At 35.8% G+C, this 13,286-nt stretch carries 12 protein-coding genes; 10 read left to right on the top strand and 2 right to left on the bottom strand.

The annotated features are described in order from the left end of the window. Positions 1–492 precede the first annotated feature (492 nt). The 3 genes from yvcK (at position 493) to tsaE (ending at position 3,478) form a co-directional block, all read left to right on the top strand. Positions 493–1,881, top strand: coding sequence for a uridine diphosphate-N-acetylglucosamine-binding protein YvcK (yvcK, locus tag F6K23_RS12400; RefSeq protein WP_293156143.1), 1,389 nt, complete (start codon positions 493–495; stop codon positions 1,879–1,881). Positions 1,882–2,065: 184 nt separating this feature from the next. Further along, positions 2,066–2,293: a hypothetical protein gene (locus tag F6K23_RS12395; protein ID WP_293155370.1), complete on the top strand. Its 228-nt coding sequence runs from the start codon at positions 2,066–2,068 to the stop codon at positions 2,291–2,293. A gap of 696 nt (positions 2,294–2,989) precedes the next feature. Beyond that, positions 2,990–3,478 (top strand): tRNA (adenosine(37)-N6)-threonylcarbamoyltransferase complex ATPase subunit type 1 TsaE, encoded by a 489-nt coding sequence (gene tsaE / locus F6K23_RS12390; protein ID WP_293155367.1) that lies wholly within the window; start codon positions 2,990–2,992, stop codon positions 3,476–3,478. A gap of 298 nt (positions 3,479–3,776) precedes the next feature. Here tsaE and F6K23_RS12385 read toward each other — a convergent pair whose 3' ends face one another. Then, positions 3,777–4,253 carry a nucleoside 2-deoxyribosyltransferase gene (locus tag F6K23_RS12385; RefSeq protein WP_293155364.1) on the bottom strand — a complete coding sequence of 159 codons (477 nt, stop codon included), beginning with the start codon at positions 4,251–4,253 and terminating at the stop codon, positions 3,777–3,779. Between the two features lie 165 nt (positions 4,254–4,418). On the opposite strand from F6K23_RS12385, the gene F6K23_RS12380 reads away from it, so the two are divergent. The 4 genes from F6K23_RS12380 to F6K23_RS12365 all read left to right on the top strand — a co-directional run bounded on the left by F6K23_RS12380 (position 4,419) and on the right by F6K23_RS12365 (position 6,420). Beyond that, positions 4,419–4,979: a GIY-YIG nuclease family protein gene (locus F6K23_RS12380; RefSeq protein WP_293155362.1), complete on the top strand. Its 561-nt coding sequence runs from the start codon at positions 4,419–4,421 to the stop codon at positions 4,977–4,979. Between the two features lie 23 nt (positions 4,980–5,002). Beyond that, positions 5,003–5,143 (top strand): hypothetical protein, encoded by a 141-nt coding sequence (locus F6K23_RS12375; RefSeq protein ID WP_293155359.1) that lies wholly within the window; start codon positions 5,003–5,005, stop codon positions 5,141–5,143. Beyond that, the gene (locus F6K23_RS12370) at positions 5,133–5,726 is read left to right on the top strand and encodes a winged helix-turn-helix domain-containing protein (RefSeq protein ID WP_293155356.1); all 594 of its coding nucleotides are present in this window, start codon (positions 5,133–5,135) and stop codon (positions 5,724–5,726) included. The genes F6K23_RS12375 and F6K23_RS12370 overlap by 11 nt, the downstream gene beginning before the upstream one ends. A 517-nt stretch (positions 5,727–6,243) precedes the next feature. Then, on the top strand, positions 6,244–6,420 hold the full coding sequence (locus F6K23_RS12365) for a hypothetical protein (RefSeq protein ID WP_293155353.1): 177 nt from the start codon (positions 6,244–6,246) through the stop codon (positions 6,418–6,420). A 200-nt stretch (positions 6,421–6,620) separates the two neighbouring features. Here F6K23_RS12365 and F6K23_RS12360 read toward each other — a convergent pair whose 3' ends face one another. Continuing rightward, complete coding sequence (locus F6K23_RS12360) at positions 6,621–6,890, bottom strand: hypothetical protein (RefSeq protein ID WP_293155351.1); 270 nt, start codon at positions 6,888–6,890, stop codon at positions 6,621–6,623. 702 nt (positions 6,891–7,592) lie between these two features. Here F6K23_RS12360 and dhaK point away from each other — a divergent pair. The 3 genes from dhaK to ptsP all read left to right on the top strand — a co-directional run bounded on the left by dhaK (position 7,593) and on the right by ptsP (position 13,157). Then, positions 7,593–8,666: a dihydroxyacetone kinase subunit DhaK gene (gene dhaK / locus F6K23_RS12355; RefSeq protein ID WP_293155348.1), complete on the top strand. Its 1,074-nt coding sequence runs from the start codon at positions 7,593–7,595 to the stop codon at positions 8,664–8,666. Between the two features lie 736 nt (positions 8,667–9,402). Further along, positions 9,403–9,756, top strand: a complete 354-nt coding sequence (locus tag F6K23_RS12350) for a VOC family protein (RefSeq protein WP_293155345.1) — start codon at positions 9,403–9,405, stop codon at positions 9,754–9,756. A 914-nt stretch (positions 9,757–10,670) separates the two neighbouring features. Next, the gene (gene ptsP / locus F6K23_RS12345; RefSeq protein WP_293155342.1) at positions 10,671–13,157 is read left to right on the top strand and encodes a phosphoenolpyruvate--protein phosphotransferase; all 2,487 of its coding nucleotides are present in this window, start codon (positions 10,671–10,673) and stop codon (positions 13,155–13,157) included. Positions 13,158–13,286: the final 129 nt, after the last annotated feature.

Raw genomic sequence — 13,286 nt, 5'->3', positions numbered from 1 at the left:
GCTCCATTATTTGTAGCAAATATTTATCGTGGCTGCTGTTATAGGAAGGAACGAGCTGGTGTTTGACTTATGCTGATAATGAACAGTAAGACAGAGAAATACTTTTTCCACTATTGCCTGTTGCCTGCTATATGTATCCTGATTTGATTAAATCTCCTTAGTTTATCTTCGTTAACAAAATCATTGGGTCGCGAACCCCGCCTTTTAAGGCGATCGGGTTTTTGGAGGGTTGCTCAAATCACCGTTACAAAAACAACTTATGTACGGGCGATCTTCGGAGCTTTGCGCCAGCAAACGGCTGTTTGCTTCGCATAACTATCGTTAACGCCCCTACTGACTTATGACTTCTGAGTTATGACTTCTGACTTCGTTAAGGCATTTCATCTCAACATAATTTAGTTCTGAAGCGCCATAATACTCCCAGAATCTTCTTTATTGTAGATAGTATTTTTGTACAAATTTGTCCTTAATCAAGCTAAGGCTAATATTGCTATGTCAACTAGTTTAGTCAAGAAAACCCTACGCATCTTTCTCAAAAGTAATTTTTTTATTGCAAAACGTCGTCAGACCAATTCTCAGATAATTGGCCAATGGTTTAAGTGGCTAGCTCCAGGATTATTTATTAAGCGGTGGTTACTCTTGAGTGCTGCTGGCGTACTACTGACTAGCTTAGGTCTATCAATATGGACGGGAATGACTCCAATTTTTTACACCCTACGGCTACTTAAAGAATTTTTGGGATGGGTGACGACTATAGTTCCTAATTATATTTCCGGGCCAATAATTATCTTTGCTGGTTTACTTTTTATCTTCTGGGGTCAAAATCGTAGTATTAATTCCATTACTCAGGTGTTAATACCAGAGGGAGAGGAAAAATTGGTGGATCGGTTACTTGCCCATCGGCGATTAAATCGAGGTCCAAAGATAGTTGCTCTTGGCGGAGGTACAGGTCTTTCCACCTTGTTAAGAGGTCTCAAGGATTACAGTGCTAATATTACTGCTGTTGTGACGGTGGCAGATGATGGTGGGTCTTCTGGTAGGTTGCGTCGAGAGATAGGGGTACTACCACCAGGGGATATTCGTAATTGTTTAGCAGCTCTGGCGAATGAGGAAAAGTTATTAACTGAGTTGTTTCAGTATCGGTTTCGTGCTGGTGATGGTTTGGTGGGACATAGTTTTGGCAATCTTTTCCTCACGGCGATGAGTGAGGTGACTGGAGATTTGGAACAAGCTGTAGCTGCTAGTTCTCAAGTTTTGGCTATAAGGGGTCAGGTTTTACCTGCTACTCTTACTGATGTGAATTTGTGGGCAGAATTGGCTGATGGACGACGTATTGAGGGTGAGTCTAATATTACGGAAGCTAGGGGGAAAATTGTCAAAATTGGCTGTACTCCTGAACATCCTCTTGCTTTGCCCAAAGTTTTACAGGCAATAGAAGAAGCTGACTATATTATTATTGGCCCTGGTAGTTTATATACTAGCGTGATTCCTAATTTATTAGTGTCTGAAATTGCTGAGGCAATGGCTTCTAGAAATATTCCTAGTATTTATGTTTGTAATATTATGACTCAGCCTGGAGAAACTACTGGATATACTGTGGCAGACCATATTCGTGCTATTGATGTTGCTGCTGGTAAGCGACTATTTGATACTGTTTTAGTTCAGGGAAAAAGTCCTTCAGCACAAGCATTAGTTCGTTATGCTCAAGAAGATTCTCATCCGGTTTTTCTTGACCGTGAAGAAGTTAGAAATTTAGGAAGGAAAATTCTTTTGACTAATGTGATGTATGAGGATGAAGAAACTGGTTTTGTTCGCCACGATTCGATGATGTTAGCACAGGTATTATTGCAGTGGTATGAGCGTATTGAATTTAATAAATAGGTGTTGATGAATGAGTGTATGATATTAATCTTAATTACTTAGGAGTCAGAACTCAGAACTCTGGAGTCAGGAGGGAAGAAAGAAGAAAAAAGAAGAAGAAAGAGGATAGAAGAAGAAAGTTTGGTGGTGGTGCATAGTAATGGTAGAGAGTGTGTGGGGAGATTGGGAGTCGGGAGATGGGGAGATGGGGAGATGGGGAGATGGGGGGATGGGGAGTGCGGGAGAAATTAAAAAAGATATATCTTCACCATTACCATGCAGGACTACTGAAAGTTTTTTGCTCGCCCTCTTATCCGGACGTAATATCATACCTCGTAAGCATTCAGCTATTAGCAGTCAGCATTCAGCGAGTCTGTACTTTTTAATAAATGAAGTCAGCATTCTTTTAACTTATACTATTACTATTAGATAATTGAAATCTAAGAACAGCAAACTTTAGTTACCAACCTATACAATTCTGTGGCAAAAAACATAGATATGTCTCAGAAGCTGATAGCTGATAGCTGAATGCTGAATGCTTACCGAATAATTAATAATTAATAATTAAATAATTAAATAATTCTGGTTAAAAGCCTCCCCTTTCAAGGGGGAAAAAATAAATTTTTTCCTTTTAGTCAATCCTCTCTCTAATACCACTTTGAAAAAAGAACGCTACAAAAGGGTAGAGTTTTATCGGATATGCTTAAAAATAGTTGCTCCAGTTCATTTTAGATATTTATATCTATCGTTTTTCCCTTTTTTTCAATATTTTTACCATCTTCCTGCTTCCTTCTTCCTTCTTTATTATACCAATTTCATAAAACATTGCTACAGTCACAACATAGGGAACAGGGAACAGGGAACAGGGAACAGGGAAAGAAAAATATGATAAAAAAGAGGAAAAAATGTTTGATTTTTATAAATTATGGGATTAATTTTTTTTTATTATAGGAATAAATTACTAATTAAGATGTAACTACCTTTTTTGAATTTGGTATTACTTCTATCATTTGTAACAAACATTTATCAAATTGGTATAAAAGGGAGAGGTAATTATCAATTATCAATTATCAATTATCAATTATCCATTAATTAACATACCTCAAATCAGCAATAGCGATAAATAATTATGAACCAAGAAGTTTTTTTGTCACTACAAAATACTGTCGCAACTCACAATTTTGGTAAAAATTTAGGGAAAATTTTGCCTGCTGGTAGTGTAATTTTATTAGAGGGAAATTTAGGTAGTGGTAAAACTACTTTTGTTCAAGGTCTGGGTACTGGTTTGGGAATAACAGAAACAATTGATAGCCCTACTTTTACTTTGATTAATGAGTATTTTTCTGGCAGAATTCCTCTTTATCATTTTGATTTATATCGCTTAGAAAGTTCAGAAATTGAAGCTTTAAATTTGGAGATTTATTGGGAGGGTTTGGAAGTACCTTTGGGTATTGTCGCTATTGAATGGGCTGAAAAGTTGGTTTATTATCCTCCCGATTTTTTGCGGGTTTGTTTGGGTTTTTCTAATGTAGGAAATACTATTGAGAAAACCCTCCACGGACGGCAGGCTAAATTAATTTCTATTGGTAAGTGTGACTTTGATTTGGATAAAATTTAGGTACTTTATATTTGATTTTGGAGATAATATCCGACCATAAGTAGGGTTTGCGGAAAAAGTCTTATGGGTGAGGGTAGGAGTCAGTCCTCAGTCCTCAGTCCTCAGTCCTCAGTCCTCAGGAGAAATGGGGAATGAGCGAGGAGGTAGGAGCTAAGTTTTGTCCCTCAATTTTTCTGTCCTTAGTTTGCCTTTTATGCTAACTTTTTGAGGGTTTTGGGCGTAATATCTGGCACTTTTTTCTACCGAAAAAAGTCTTTAGTCAATATCAGTTAATGCTTTGAGATTAGAGCGGTAAGCTCTAAGTAATTTCAGAATCTTCTAATAGCCACTTATATAAAGCTTTGTGTTTTGAATCAATTTCTTCCACAGACTTATAATAATAATCTTCCCAACCCTTTTGTGGTAGACCTGCAAATATCATAAGATTCAGTGGATAATTTTCACTATCTGTGCAGCGACGAAAATCATCTCGAAACAGAAAAACTTCTTTATTGAGGGCGATCGCCACACCTAATTCAACCATTACACCTTCATCAGGCGGTGTGCCATTGACAATAGCAAATATAGCATCGCAGTTTCTTACATCATTCAAATCTGCTTGAGCAATAATGTAAGCCCATCCTGGCTTTGAGAAGTCTTGTTGGTTGTTTCGTTCAAATGGTTCCCAAACTTCTGCTCCTAAAGATTTCAATTTTTCGGTTATAGGAGGAAGCAGCAGTTCTTTTTGTTGCTCTGAGAAACCATAAGGATTAGCTAGATAAATTGTTTTTTTCATTTTGCTTTTGTATTACAGCTTATTCCATGTAAATCTGGTACATTAATTTTAGTAGTAGAATGTCCAAATATGAAAGCTTAACTGATAAAATTTCGTCAAAAAGTTGAGCAGATAAAATTATGGATAACTTACCCAAATTTTCTGGCAAATGTTCTTTAAGAAGTCGTGATCTTCATCCCTAATGTACCAGGAATTTATTTCATAGCAGATGAGCAAAATCAAATATTATATATAGGTCAAGCTAAAAATTTGAAGAAACGTTGGGCAGGAAAAACTCATCATCGTTACAAACAATTTGCTACGCAAGGATTGGATAAAGTTTATATCTACTATATTGAAGCTCCTCTATCAGAATTAGATAATTTAGAGAAAAAATACATTGAGGAAATTAAGCCACTACAAAACGATACTAAAGTTAAAGAATATCTGCCAAAAAAAAGCCCTAAATTTTCTGAGTTGCAGCGACTATTAAAATTAGCTAATACTCCTTTATTCCCATCGCTTAAATTCAAAACTGTCAATGGTATTACAGTTCCAAGAGAAGATTGGGATATGATTAGTGGGTTTATTGCTGGAATTGATGATACTGAAAATATACCTCTGATTTTGGTTATTTGTCAGCAAAATATGGGTGAATTATTGTATAAAAGAACTCGTCACAGAACAAAAAAACGCTTTTGCACTTATGATACCAAATCCGGTTTTCAAATCCCTATTATACTTTAAGGTAAATATATAGGATTAATGAAATGCCAAGAAAAGTATATTTAGCAAATTATTTGAGTTGTGATGAACTCAAACAAAGGTATAAAAAAACTGTAGAACCAGTAGAGTCAAGAAGGTGGCATTTATTGTGGAAAGTATCAAGATTGTTGGACAGTGAAAAATAGTGCGATCGCTATAGGTATTAATTATGATTATGCCCGAGAAATAATCAAAAAATACAATCAATTAGGTGAAGTTGAAGTCAAAAATGGTAAACGCAACCTTCAAAAAGGAAAAAGAGGGAAAAAAGAACTATTAAAACCAGAACAATTTCAAAAATTAGCTCTAGAATTAGCAGAGAGACCATTTGATGGTGGCATTTGGACAGGACTAAAAGTAGCCCGTTGGATTGAAAGGGAAACAGGAGTGGAAAAAGTTTGGAATCAAAGGGGGTGGGATTACTTAAAAAAGCTGAACTACTCCTGGCAAAGTCCCTGGCCAAAACATAAAAAATGTTCTCTAATTGAACAAGAAAAATTTAGAAAAAACTTACCTTTAAAAGTAAAAGAGATAGAAAAAAAATATCCGAGTGTCGAAATAGATTTATGGTTTTTTGACGAGCATAGAGTGGGATTCAAACCAATTTTAAGGAAAGTATGGAATCAAGTATGTCAAAGACCTCAAGCCCATGTTAATCATCGTTATGAATGGTTATATGTTGATGGTTTTGTTAAGCCTAAAACTGGAGAAACAGCTCTGGGTATTTAATCCCAAGAGTCAATACATTATGGTTGAATGTTGTTGACAAACAATTTGCTGAGGATGTAGGAGTTTCAGACAAAAAAAATCTTATTAATTGAGGATAATGCTGGATAGCATCGGAGTCAAAAATGTCAAATTCCAGAAGGAATAGAAATAGAATTTCTACCACCATATTCGCCCCTATTTACAACCTGCAGAACGCTTATGGAAATTGGTGGATGAGCCATTAGTAAATCAGTGTTTTGACACTATTGATGAGTTAGAAGAGATTTTAGTGAAAAGATGTAATGTGCTGAGTGAAATGAAAACAGAAATTAAAAATTTAACTAATTATCACTGGCTAAACTTCACCTAAGTATAATGGGGTTTTGAAAACCGGATTTGGTATGATACAGAAACACACTGTTTTTTAGTTAACTTAAGACAAGGGATTTTTGTTTTTGCAGAATTATTTGAGTACGAACTTTCAAAAAAAGTCTTTAAAGCTGTATACCCAAATCTAGCAAGCTGCAATAATTTTGGAGTGACAATCAAAAGATTGACAAATATTACTACTTTAGTAGAAGCACTAAAAAATTTATATTTACTAGAACCATATATGGAGACAGGAAAAATGAAAAAAAATTATCTTTTAAAATTAGGTAATAATCTCAAAATATTACCTGATGATTTTAAACTAAATGAAAAACTTGTGTGGTAAAAATAAGCGATTTTTATGTCTCATACTTTCTGTTGCCATGCTGTTTCAATTTTTTGATAATAAACCGTATTTGCAGTTATAAATAAACAAGTTGTCTGAGTTTTCTGTTATTCCTTATATCTATATATATATTTATGCCAGCAACAGCCAAAACCTACTTCAAATTTCTAATTCATCTAGCAATAATATAGTCAATTCTGTTACTCTTCTAAATATTGCATCATTTGTTGAATTTCTAACTCGGGAAACTCTCCTCGTCTCATCCGAGTAACATACTCTTGAGCATCCATTCCTTCTAGTAAATTAGGTGCTATTCCTTCTAAGTCTTTCCAATCTCTACTCGGCTTTTTTTTGATTTCACACATTTTCAGCCTATTTGTTAAATAAGACATTAAAGATAATTGCTCTTCTGGTGAAAGGCTGTCTACTTTTCTGATGATTTCCCTGAGCTCTTTTGATTTTTTATACATTTTAATTTTTTCTCCTCTGACTTAATCTCTAGTTGAAAAAAAGCTGACGTTGAGATACCAACAAAAAGCAATTTGTCAATAGTTATATTTACTCAAGTATTTATACTTATGGGAAATTTGTTTTTTTGCCGTTATCTATAGCGAGGTTCAAATTATGATTTTTAGGATAGTTTTAACGTAAATACTAGCTTTTAGCTTCCTAGAAACAGAATATTTTTACTGTTAGATACAAGTAGAGCATCATATCAATGTTTAAAGTATGATACAAATCGCTGTAATAAAGCAAGTACGTTGAATAATTTTTAATAATTTTGCCTAAATTAGAGTTGTTTTGATTTGAAGAAACAATTGTTTAAGATATTTTGATTAGTTAAAATTATATTTAGCCTTTTGGACTGTTTCTTTTGTAGTTGCACATAATGTTAAAAATTTTTGCGGGAAAAAATACTGTTCCAGAAATTGAATCCAAGAAACTCCTCGTTTTTGATACTCTCTCAAAGTACCTTTTAATATCTTAGGATGATCAATTATTTCCAACCAATTAGGTCTTGCAATTTAGTCAGCATTGCTGCCAAACTTTCATCCGGTTCCACCTCAAATTCCGAACCAACTGGCGAATGGCTATTCGCCCCCACAGATTGTGTATAATTTAATATTCTGCGTAAATCCTAATAAATAAAATTATCAATCAAGATATATCCTATGAAAAAACTGATCAATAACCCCAATGATGTAGTTCGTGAAAGTCTTCAAGGTATGGCGATCGCTCACCCGGATCTAATAAAAGTCAACCTCGACCCCCATTTCATCTACCGCGCTGATGCACCAATTAAAAATAAAGTTGCCATCATCTCCGGTGGAGGTAGTGGTCACGAACCCATGCATGGCGGTTTTGTGGGGATGGGAATGTTAGACGCTGCTTGTCCTGGTGAAATTTTCACATCTCCGACTCCTGACCAAATGTTAGAAGCAGCAAAAGTAGTTAATTCGGGTGCAGGTGTTCTCAACATTGTCAAAAATTATAGTGGCGATGTGATGAATTTTGAGATGGCAACCGAACTTGCTCTCTCAGAAAATATCCGAGTCTTGAATATATTAATAGATGATGATGTAGCGGTCAAAGATAGTCTTTTTACTCAAGGACGACGGGGTGTCGGGACAACAGTTTTAGCAGAAAAAATTTGTGGTGCTGCTGCTGAAGCAGGTTACGATCTCAAGCAAATAGCTGACCTTTGCCGGAAAGTTAATCTCAATGGGCGAAGTATGGGAATGGCATTGACATCATGCACGACGCCTGCTAAGGGTAGTCCTACCTTTGAGTTAGATAATGACGAAATTGAATTTGGTATTGGTATTCATGGGGAACCAGGACGAGAACGAATGGCGATGACATCAGTGGATGAAATTGTGGAAATGTTGGCTATTAATATTATTGAAGATGTTGGTTATAGTCGGATAGTGCGGGAGTGGGATGAGGTGAAGGGAGAATGGCAGGAAGTGGAGTTGATAGATTTACCGTTTGAGCATGGCGATCGCCTTTTAGCTTTTGTGAATAGTATGGGTGGTACTCCTATTTCTGAGTTATATATTGTCTATCGGAAATTAGCAGAAATATGCGAACAAAAAGGATTAAAAATTATGCGTAATTTGATTGGACATTATATTACTTCCTTGGAAATGCAAGGTTGTTCTATTACTTTGTTGAAGTTGGATGATGAGCTGATTAAATTCTGGGATGCACCTGTAAAAACAGCGGCATTACGATGGGGTATTTGAATTCAAAAGTCAAAAGTCAAAAGTCAAAAGTAAGATTTTATAGAATCTATTTAGGATATTTGAAGTAAAAATTCAAAATTCAAAATTCAAAAGTCAAAAGTAAGATTTTATAGAATCTATTTAGGGTATTTGAAGTAAAAATTCAAAATTCAAAAGTAAGATTTTGTAGAATCTATTTGGGATATTTGAAGTAAAAATTCAAAATTCAAAAGTAAAATTTTATAGAAGCTATTTGAGATTTATTTAAAAATAGAGGAGGAGATAGGAAGGGGGCATTTTTTTGCCTTTTTTCCCTCTTCTATTTCTCAATATCCTGACTTCAATTTCAGTAAATTATTTCAGGTCTAAACTTTGAAAATATTTTTCATTTTTATTGGGGAACCTGGATGATTTAGAGCCACAATTGATTCGGCAGGGGTATAATACGAAGGTGTTGGCTGATTTATTGAATATTAGACAGAAAACCATTCGTTCATTTTTACCGAGAAATTGTGGGTATGTGCCTCCCCTTTTAAGGAGAAAAAAGAAAAAATTTTTCCTTTGAGTCAATACTCTTCTTTTCAAGGAGAGGTAATTCTAAATTCTAAATTCTAAATTCTAAATTCTTGAAAGGGTCAATTGGCAGCGGTGCAGACTCAGGATTTGAAGGAGAAAATGCTCTCTGGTGGGGATTCCATTGTGATCTACTCTACCAAAGCGGATTAATAACTTTTCAATTTTTAAGAGTAGGAATATCATGAAAGTTAATTCACTATATGTTGCAGCAAAGGACTTTGAACGGGCTAAGATATGCTATACAGAAACTATTTTTCAAAAATCGCCAGATATTGAAACCGATAGATTTGTGTTTTTTGATTTGAATGGGTTTCTATTTGGGATTTTCAATCCCACAATAACAGGTGAAGAAATCACATACGGCAATAATGCCGTGCCGACTATCGAAGTTGATGATGTGGATGCGCAATATAAACGCCTAACCGATGCAGGACTAAAATCCATTATGCCACCGCAAGATGTGAATGGTACACGCATTGCACAGATTGAAGATACAGAAGGCAATACGCTTGAATTCTATCAATGGAATAAATAATCAGTGCAAAAAAAAGGCTCTCCTAGATTGGGTCTGATAAATTAATAGCAAAAATGCCAATTTAACAAAACTCTCTTTCTAAAGTTATCAAAGTTAGTTAACCCATAAGCTTTATTTCAGCTTTCACTATTCTTAATAAATAGTTGATGAAAGATATAGCAGACTTTTCTAGGCAAAGACTTAAAAGTTTTGCCAGAAAAGGATTATAAAATTAGTTGGCACGCTCATTGCAGCTTCTCTAGTTTTAGCCCAAGTTTAGATGTCATAAGTTAATTTATAGCTAAATTTTTCCTAAACCAATGTTAGTTTAAGTGTAAGCATTCAGCCATCAGCTATTGCTTTTAGTTTTATATAAAAGCTTTAGTAATTGAGTCATAATTTATACTTACTACAAAAGCTAGTTGAAACAGTCTATATTTATTTAAACTTCCCTCATGAGAGCTGACAGCTAATAGCTGTTTGCGCAGCATTCCGCAGGAAATGCTTACGTTTAAGTAGGGTTTGCTGATTAAATCTAAAAGTCTTTATAAATAAAGGTTTTAGCCTTTTTAAGTATCAAAAAGTGCGAGGTTTTAAGTGGTCATAGTTCAAAAATGAGCGGATTTTGGTCAAGATTTGGGCAAAAAAATTAAGGGACAATTCTTACTCCTACCTCCTCGCTCCCAAGCCATTTCTCCCCTCCTGGGAGGGGTTAGGGGTGGGTTTTCTCCTGTCTCCTGTCTCCTGTCTCCTACCCTCACCCATAAGACTTTTTCAGCAAACCCTAAGTAGTAAAACCCATTTATTACTGCACTTTAGCGCTGCTAAATTTTGGGTGCTAATAAAATCTGACTTTTGACTTTTAATTTTGATGGAAAAATCTCACTTTTGAATTTTAAATTTTGACTTTTGAATTTTAAATACTGATAACTGAAATGACAGCTTCTTCAAAAAACAAAGTAGGAATTGTACTTGTATCCCACAGTGCCAAATTAGCCGAGGCAGTAGCAGAATTAGCAGAACAAATGACTCAAGAGCTAGTACCAATAGCGATCGCTGCTGGAATAGATGACCCAGAAAATCCTTTTGGTACTGATGTTATTAAAGTACAAGAGGCAATAGAATCTGTTTATAGTGATGCTGGAGTCTTAGTATTAATGGATTTAGGAAGTGCAGTAATGAGTACGGAAATGGCTCTAGAATTTCTCTCATCAACGCAAATAAATAATGTAAAAATCTCTACTGCACCTTTGGTAGAAGGAGCAATATCTGCCATAATTCAATCTTCTTTAGGAGCCAATATTCAACAAGTAATGACTGAAGCAAATGCAGCTTTAACAGTTAAAAAATCTCAGATTAATATTGATGAAATACCTTCAGATAAAACTACTATTGCAAACAATAAAAAAATAGAACAAGAAACCAAATGCAAAGAAGTCAAAATTACTGTAAAAAATCAACTAGGAATTCACGCTCGTCCCGCTGCAAAATTAGTATCTATAGCCAATCAATTTCAATCTGAAATTCAGCTACAAAACTTGACAAAAAATAGTCATAAAATTAATTCTAAAAGTATCAATCAAGTAATTACATTAGCAGTCAAACAAGGGCATGAAATAGCAATAATAGCAACTGGTAATGATGCAGATTTAGCAGTAACAAAAATCAAAGAATTAATCGCAAATAATTTCGGAGAAACAGAAGTAATTGTCAAGAAAACACCAACAAAATTAACAACCCCAGATGCAAATAATAAATTAATGGGAACACCAGCATCTCCAGGAGTTGCCTTCGGAAAAATAGTACATTATCAATCAATAATTCCAGAAATTGAAGACTATCCGGTAGAGAATATAGAGGTAGAGTGGCAGTACCTCCAGTTAACTTTGGCAACTGCAAAAAAGGAAATTCAGGGAATAGTTGACAGTCTACCTAACGAAAATACAACTGATATCTTGCAAACACAATTACTATATTTAGAAGACCCTAGTTTGTTAGAAAAAGTACATCAATTTATTGTTGCAGAAAAACACTGTGCTGCAATAGCATGGAAAAAAGCTATTGACGCCATGATTAAAACATATAAAGAATTAGAAGACCCCTATTTACAGGCGCGAGCTATTGATATTAAAGATGTGGGAGGACGAGTACTGCAACTGTTCGCGGGTGAAAGTCGTAGCAGTCTCAATTTCTCACAACCAGGAATTTTGGTAGCTCCAGACTTAACACCCTCCCTTGCTTTGCAACTGCAACCAAATTTAGTATTGGGTATCTGTACTAGCGCTGGTAGCGTTACTGCCCATAGTACATTGATTGCCAATACCTTGGGAATTCCCATGGTGGTAGGAATAGGTACTCAGTTATTATCATTGGCAACAGATACTCAAATTGGGTTAGATGGTACAACAGGAGAAGTTTGGATCGAACCGAGTCCGGTGCAGTTATTAAAGGCAAAACAAAGTCAAACTTTTGCGAAATCTCCAGTCCCCCAAGAAGCAATAACTAAAGACGGCAGAAAAATTGCAGTGATGGCAAATATTGTGGGAGTTGCAGATGCAGAATTTGCTTTAGAATGTGATGCAGAAGGAGTGGGTTTATTGCGGAGTGAGTTTCTCTATCTCCATCGCCAGACTCCACCCACGGAAGCAGAAGAATATGAGACTTATCAGGCGATCGCTCAAATTATGGGAAGTCGCCCTTTAACTATTCGTACTCTAGATATCGGAGGCGATAAAACAGTTCCCTATATTAAGTTGGAGTCAGAAGCTAATCCTTTTTTAGGATGGCGTGGTATTCGGCAAAGTTTAGATACTCCAGAAATTTTCCAGACTCAGTTACGAGCTATTTTGCGAGCGAGTTACGGACATAATATTAAGGTAATGTTCCCAATGGTAGCATCTGTGCAAGAGGTTCGCGCAGCTAAGAAAATTTTGACAGAAGTTGAAAATTCTCTTTCTGAGGTCGGAAATATCAAAGTCGGAATTATGGTGGAAGTACCAGCAGCAGTCACAATGGCAAACCAGTTGGCAAAAGAAGTAGACTTTTTCAGTATTGGTACAAATGATTTGAGTCAATATGTGATGGCCGCTGACCGCACTAATTCTAAAGTTGCTAATCTTGCTAATGGTCTCGAACCTCCGGTATTGCGGATGATTCAACAAACTGTAATTGCTGCCCATGAAGCAGGAATTTCCGTGAGTGTTTGCGGTCAGTTGGCATCGAATTCTGTGGCAGTACCTATTTTGTTGGGGTTGGGAGTGGATGAGCTGAGTGTAGCACCTCCAGCAATATCTATTGTCAAGAGAGTAATTTCTCAATTGGATATGTCCGAGGTAGAGGCGATCGCCCATTCTGTGTTGCAGTTAGATGGAGCTAAGTCGGTACAAGAATATATTATTGCTCAAGTGGGAATTGAAATTTAGGGAGCTTTGTCTATAGAACCCCTGATCGTATCTTCATAAATTTAGCAAGGAGAAAGCTATACTGGAGACAGGAGACAACCCACCCCTAGCCCCTCCCCCGACCGTGGAGGGGAAGAAGAAAAAGGGAAG

It is taken from the genome of Okeania sp. SIO2C9, assembly GCF_010672455.1.
Lineage (GTDB): Bacteria > Cyanobacteriota > Cyanobacteriia > Cyanobacteriales > Microcoleaceae > Okeania.
The sequence above is the reverse complement of the archived record's forward strand: the minus strand, read 5'-3'. Positions and strand labels throughout refer to the sequence as shown.

Excerpts from the sequence above, each read along its gene's own strand:
- yvcK (WP_293156143.1), top strand. The coding sequence starts at position 493 with ATGTCAACTAGTTTAGTCAAGAAAACCCTACGCATCTTTCTCAAAAGT.
- F6K23_RS12395 (WP_293155370.1), top strand. The coding sequence starts at position 2,066 with ATGGGGAGATGGGGAGATGGGGGGATGGGGAGTGCGGGAGAAATTAAA.
- tsaE (WP_293155367.1), top strand. The coding sequence starts at position 2,990 with ATGAACCAAGAAGTTTTTTTGTCACTACAAAATACTGTCGCAACTCAC.
- F6K23_RS12385 (WP_293155364.1), bottom strand. The coding sequence starts at position 4,253 with ATGAAAAAAACAATTTATCTAGCTAATCCTTATGGTTTCTCAGAGCAA.
- F6K23_RS12375 (WP_293155359.1), top strand. The coding sequence starts at position 5,003 with ATGCCAAGAAAAGTATATTTAGCAAATTATTTGAGTTGTGATGAACTC.
- F6K23_RS12360 (WP_293155351.1), bottom strand. The coding sequence starts at position 6,890 with ATGTATAAAAAATCAAAAGAGCTCAGGGAAATCATCAGAAAAGTAGAC.
- dhaK (WP_293155348.1), top strand. The coding sequence starts at position 7,593 with ATGAAAAAACTGATCAATAACCCCAATGATGTAGTTCGTGAAAGTCTT.
- F6K23_RS12350 (WP_293155345.1), top strand. The coding sequence starts at position 9,403 with ATGAAAGTTAATTCACTATATGTTGCAGCAAAGGACTTTGAACGGGCT.
- ptsP (WP_293155342.1), top strand. The coding sequence starts at position 10,671 with ATGACAGCTTCTTCAAAAAACAAAGTAGGAATTGTACTTGTATCCCAC.